This is a genomic window from Aeromonas sp. HMWF017, assembly GCF_003061465.1.
Classification (GTDB): domain Bacteria; phylum Pseudomonadota; class Gammaproteobacteria; order Enterobacterales; family Aeromonadaceae; genus Aeromonas; species Aeromonas veronii.
Window position 1 is genome coordinate 3,445 of sequence record NZ_QAJD01000149.1, and the last position, 5,485, is coordinate 8,929.

The following is a 5,485-nucleotide window of genomic DNA, read 5'->3' on the forward strand; positions in this document are numbered from 1 at the left end:
GATGCGGCGCGGGAACCCGGAAAAATAAGAGTGGGTCGCAGATTAAGACGTTGCGCCCCCATCCATCAAATGAATAGGATGGATTGTCCCATAAACACGGCGAATAATCCCCCTATGAAACTGCACCAGCTCGACCTCAATCTGCTGCTCGCGTTTGACGCCCTGATGACGCAGGGCAGCGTCACCCGCGCCGCCGAAGCGCTCTTTATCAGCCAGCCCGCCATGAGCCACTCCCTAAACCGGCTGCGCACCTTTCTCGGCGACCCGCTCCTGGTGCGCACCCCGCAGGGGATGCTGCCGACCCCGCGCGCCCATCGGCTGCACCTCGGGGTGCAGCAGGCGCTGCGGCTGCTGGAGCAGCAGCTCACCGAGGAAGAAGAGTTCGAGCCAAGCCAGTCGAAGCGGCGCTTCGTGCTCTGCACCACAGATTACGTGGAGTGCGTGCTGATCCCGCCGCTTATTCAGCAGCTCAGACGGCTGGCGCCCGGGGTCACCATCGAGATCCGCATCCTGCGCGACACTCTGCCGGAGGCGGAGCTGGCAAGCGGCGAGATCGATCTGGTGCTGGGCTTTGACGAGTACATGCAGGTGCCGGGGTATCTCGGCAAGGAGACCTGGCTCACCGAGCCGCTGGCCGGACTGGTACGCGCCGATCTGCCGATTGCCAAATCGGCCCCCGCCGGCGCCGAGGATGACCCCTCCCAGTGGCAGGAGCGCATCACCCTCGACCAGCTAATCGAGATGCTCCATGTGTTCCACTCGCCGCTCGGCACCTCGGAGGCTAGCCTCGACCGCTATTTGCAGAGCCTGGGCCATAGCCGCACCATCTCGGTCAACAGCCAGAGTTATATGTCCGCCGCCGCCATCGTCAGCCAGAGCGATCACCTGCTGGTGCTGCCCAGCATGGTGGCCGAGCTGCTCGCCACCCACTGGCCGCTGAAAAGCCTGCCGCTACCCGAGGACGTGCCCGATTATCACCTCAACTGCGTCTGGCACCCCGTGCATGCCCAGCAACCGGCGCTGGTATGGCTGAAAGATTTGATGAAGGAGCTGGTGGGGCCGAGGTAAGGCCGCGGCGTCTGGCAACAAAGGTTGATGCAACGGCTGAGACCAGAAACAACAGTGGCTCCCTCGAGAGCCACTGTTGTTTTTGCTGTATCGCGTTACGCCCGCAGGGCCCGCATCAGCTGGGCGACTACGTCGTCGAGCAGGGGGCGATCGGGGCGGCACTGGGCGAAGGTAACCAGTCCTTGCAGGTTGATCAGCAACAGGGCGGTGAGGGTGTGGATATTGCTATCCGGGGCCAATTCACCCTTGGCCTGCGCCTGTGTCAGCAACTCGGCCAGATCCTGCTCCAGCTCGCCATAGATCCCCTTGACCCGCTGGGTCAGCTCCTCATCCTGCTCGCTCAGCTCCATCATGGTGCGGGTCACCAGACAGGAGCCGCAGAGCGCCTCACCAACAATCCGGTCGAGATAGGCAGCAAGGCCCACCAGCGGGCTCGGGTTGTCGAGCAGGGAGCGGCGCAGGGTGCGTTTGCCCTCGACATAGTGATCCACCGCAGCCAGCAGCAGGCCGCGCTTGTTGCCAAAGGCGCCGTAAATGCTGCCCGGGTGCAGGCCGGTGGCAGCCACCAGCTCCTGCATGGTGGTCTTGGCATATCCCTTGGCGCGAAACGCTTCCATGGCATTTCGCAGTACCTCGTCCCGATCAAACTCGGCTATGCGCATGGTTCCTCCCGTGGGAAATGGTTCACCGGCAAGGGGCAACAGGGCCCGCCGATAAAGAGTGGCTGGAAAGGGCGGCAAGTTTACCCCAGCCGCCCGCTCGGGCCAACCTTCTTGAACGTGCATTCAAAAAAAGCTTGCGCCCGACGCAAAAAACGTCTTGAATGCACGTTCAAGAATAACCCGTTCAGGACAACCTATCATGAATACCCTGTTTCAGCCGTATCGACTCAATGACACTCTGACCCTGGCCAACCGTTTCATGATGGCCCCGCTCACCCGCTGCATGGCAGGCCCAGGTCTGGTGCCGACCGAGCAGATGGCTGCCTATTACGGCCGCCGCGCCGACATCGGCCTGATTGTTTCCGAGGCCGTCATCATCCGCCCCGACGCGCAGGGCTACCCCAATACCCCGGGCCTCTTCACCCAGGCGCAGATCGATGGCTGGAAGAAAGTGACCAGCGCCGTGCACGCCAAGGGCGGCAAGATCTTCGCCCAGCTGTGGCACGTCGGTCGCCTCTCCCACCCCTTCTTCCATCAGGCTGAAGTGCTGGCCCCCTCTGCCGTGGCGCACGAGGGCACTGTGCCCCGCATGCGCGAGCTGACCTATCAGGTGCCACGCGCCCTGACCGAGGCCGAAATCGCCCAGCTGGTACAGGATTACGCCCAGGCCGCTGCCAACGCCATCGAGGCGGGCTTTGACGGGGTGGAGATCCACGGTGCCAACGGCTACCTGATCGACCAGTTCCTGCACCACTCCACCAACCTGCGCACCGACAACTACGGTGGCAGCCCGGAAAAGATGAGCCGCTTCGCGCTGGAAGTGGTCGATGCCATCAGCGCCCGTATCGGCGGTGATCGGGTTGGTATTCGCCTCTCCCCGGGTGCCTATGTCCATCTGGCGGGCAGCCCGGAAGATCGCGCCGTGTTCGACTACCTGCTGGGCAAGCTCAACGATCGCCCGCTGGCGTATATCCACCTCGGCATCTTTGATGACAACCTCACCTTCGATTATCTGGGTGGCCGTGCCTCCGACTATCTGCGCGCCCACTACAAGGGCAATCTGGTCGGGGTGGGCAACTACGACGCCGAGCGCGCCGCTGCGGCCATCGAGGCTAACCGCTTCGATCTGGTGGCTATCGGCCGTCCGCTTATCGCCAACCCGGACTACCTCACCAAGGTGAAGAAGGGCGAAGCGCTGGTGCCCTACGCCGACACCATGCTGGCCGAGCTGGTATAACCGCGAAGCCATCGCCAGACGACAGGCAATAAAAAACGAGGGGAGCTGTTGCTCCCCTCGTGCTATCTGGCTGATGCGCTGATCAGTTGGTGCGGGCTTAATTGGTGCGGATGCTTAATTGGTACGAAATAGCGCCTCGATGGAGAGCCCCTGGCTCAGCAGGATCTCCCGCAGACGGCGCAGCCCCTCCACCTGGATCTGGCGAACCCGCTCGCGGGTCAGGCCAATCTCGGCTCCCACATCCTCGAGGGTGGCCGGCTCGTAGCCCAGCAGACCAAAACGACGGGCCAGCACTTCCCGCTGCTTGGGATTAAGCTCCTCCAGCCAGTGGACAATGCTGCTGCGCATATCATCTTCCTGAGACTCCAGCTCCGGCCCCATGCCACGCTCGTCGGAGAGCACATCCAGCAACGCCTTGTCGCGATCGCCGCCAATGGGGGTGTCCACCGAGGTGATCTTCTCGTTGAGTTTGAGCATGCGATTCACATCGTCCACTGAACGATCCAGCGCGAAGGCGATATCCTCGGCGGTCGGTTCATGATCAAGACGGTGAGAGAGTTCGCGCGCGGTGCGCAGGTAAACGTTTAACTCCTTGACCACATGAATGGGCAGGCGGATGGTACGGGTCTGGTTCATGATGGCCCGCTCGATGGTCTGGCGGATCCACCAGGTAGCATAGGTAGAGAAACGGAAGCCGCGCTCGGGGTCAAACTTCTCGACCGCGCGGATAAGACCGAGGTTGCCCTCTTCGATGAGATCCAGCAACACCAGGCCACGGTTGTTGTAACGGCGGGCGATTTTCACCACCAGTCGCAGGTTGGACTCGATCATGCGCTTGCGGGCGGCTTTGTCACCTCGCAAGGCACGACGGGCGTAGTAGACTTCCTCTTCGGCAGTGAGCAGCGGGGAGAAACCTATCTCCCCCAGATAGAGTTGCGTGGCATCCATCACCTTGTTCAGTTCCGGTGCCAGCAACTCATCGGAGATAATATCTTCCGCCTCGGCGGCTACCTCCTGCAGCTCTTCTACCTCGTGAGATTCGGGTTCAGCGTCAAACTCTAACTCTGCATCCTGCATTACCAGTTGTTCTTGGCTCATGGTGTGTCTCCCTGACGTTACCAGAGTAAGACGGTCTCTCTGGGGTTAACGCTTTGGCAAATAGCTCATCGGATTGATCGACTTGCCTCTGTACCGGATCTCGAAATGCAATCGCACATCCGGCGCGTCCGTGCTACCCATGTTGGCAATGACCGAGCCCCCCTTGACGCTGTCCCCTTCCTTCACCCGCAACTCGTCGTTGTGTGCGTAAGCGGAGAGATAGTCATCATCATGCTTGAGGATAATCAGCTTGCCGTACCCCCTTAAAGCACTGCCAGCGTATACCACTTTACCGCTGCTGGCGGCGTAGACGGGTTGCCCCTTCTGGCCGGCTATGTCGATCCCCTTGTTACCCTGTTCTGCAACAGAGAACCCCTCGACAATCCGGCCTTTTGCGGGCCAATGCCAAGCAAGTCTCGACTGGGAGTTGTTTATTTTTTGTTCTTTGGACTGAGCGTATTCCTTCGGTGCTGCTGGAGCAACGGATTTCTGAGAGATGAACGGCGTGGTCTGACCAGATCCACTCGGCTCGGCCAACGGACGCGGACCGCTGCTCGGACGGCTCACGGCCACCGGTGTCACGGTTGCCGGACGAGTCGCAGCCACCATCTGGGTCGAACCGCCGCCTGCGGTCTGGACATTGAGCACCTGACCCGGTTGCAGCGCATAGGGGGCGCTCAGATTGTTGCTCTGGGCCAGCGCCTGCGGCGTCATGCCGAACTGGCGGCCGATGCTGCTCAGGGTATCGCCGCGGCGCACCTCATAGGTACCGGCACTGCGGCTGCTGCTCATGCTGGCGCTGGAACCATCGAGTCGCAGCCGCTGCCCCGGATAGATGTTGTAGGGGGGGCTGATATTGTTGAGGCTGGCCAGCGACGGCACATCGTTGCCGGAGTTGAAGGCGATGGAGTAGAGGGTATCGCCCCGTTTCACCACATAGCTGCCGCCCTGAATGGGGGCGCTGACCTGGGCACCGCTTTGGCGAGCCGGAATGGTCGAGACAAACTGCCCCTCATCAACACCATCTACCGGAGCTGCATTTTTACTGGAGGAGCAGGCAAGCAGCAGCCATGACAACACCACGACACTGCTTCCTTGCCAAATACGCGAACGCATAATGGATCCTTAACGACTAAACCAGAAATAGGCCACCACGGCCAGACCAATACAGAGCCAACCGAGCACATCTACGTAGTGCATCAGTTTGCGTTCCATCTTCTCGCCACCCCAACGCATCAGGCCCGCAACCAGGAAAAAGCGCATGCCACGACCGATGAGGGAGGTGATGATGAAGGGCAGCAGAGCCATTTGCAACAACCCTGCCGTCACGGTAAACACCTTGTAGGGGATAGGGGTGAAGCTGGCAATGAAAATGACCCAGATCCCCCACTGCTCAAACCAGTTGCGAGCAATCTCGATC

Annotated in this window: 6 protein-coding genes; 2 read left to right on the forward strand and 4 right to left on the reverse strand. The window is 60.9% G+C overall.

Features of this window, described 5'->3' with window-relative positions; translation table 11 throughout:
• The first annotated feature begins 114 nt into the window (after positions 1–114).
• Positions 115–1,068, forward strand: coding sequence for a LysR family transcriptional regulator (locus DBR30_RS15570; RefSeq protein WP_108542331.1), 954 nt, complete (start codon positions 115–117; stop codon positions 1,066–1,068).
• Positions 1,069–1,163: 95 nt separating this feature from the next.
• On the opposite strand, the gene DBR30_RS15575 is transcribed toward DBR30_RS15570, so the two are convergent.
• Positions 1,164–1,730 carry a TetR/AcrR family transcriptional regulator gene (locus DBR30_RS15575; RefSeq protein ID WP_108542330.1) on the reverse strand — a complete coding sequence of 189 codons (567 nt, stop codon included), beginning with the start codon at positions 1,728–1,730 and terminating at the stop codon, positions 1,164–1,166.
• Positions 1,731–1,929: 199 nt separating this feature from the next.
• On the opposite strand from DBR30_RS15575, the gene DBR30_RS15580 reads away from it, so the two are divergent.
• Positions 1,930–2,967, forward strand: coding sequence for an alkene reductase (locus tag DBR30_RS15580; protein WP_180349430.1), 1,038 nt, complete (start codon positions 1,930–1,932; stop codon positions 2,965–2,967).
• 114 nt (positions 2,968–3,081) lie between these two features.
• Here DBR30_RS15580 and rpoS read toward each other — a convergent pair whose 3' ends face one another.
• The 3 genes from rpoS to DBR30_RS22325 all read right to left on the reverse strand — a co-directional run.
• On the reverse strand, positions 3,082–4,065 hold the full coding sequence (gene rpoS, locus DBR30_RS15585; RefSeq protein ID WP_005362773.1) for an RNA polymerase sigma factor RpoS: 984 nt from the start codon (positions 4,063–4,065) through the stop codon (positions 3,082–3,084).
• A gap of 45 nt (positions 4,066–4,110) precedes the next feature.
• A complete protein-coding gene (locus DBR30_RS15590; protein WP_108542329.1) occupies positions 4,111–5,181 on the reverse strand; it encodes a LysM peptidoglycan-binding domain-containing protein in 1,071 nt (356 codons plus the stop codon).
• 9 nt (positions 5,182–5,190) lie between these two features.
• A partial coding sequence (locus tag DBR30_RS22325; RefSeq protein WP_258224453.1) for a YqaA family protein occupies positions 5,191–5,485 on the reverse strand: 295 nt, incomplete at its 5' end.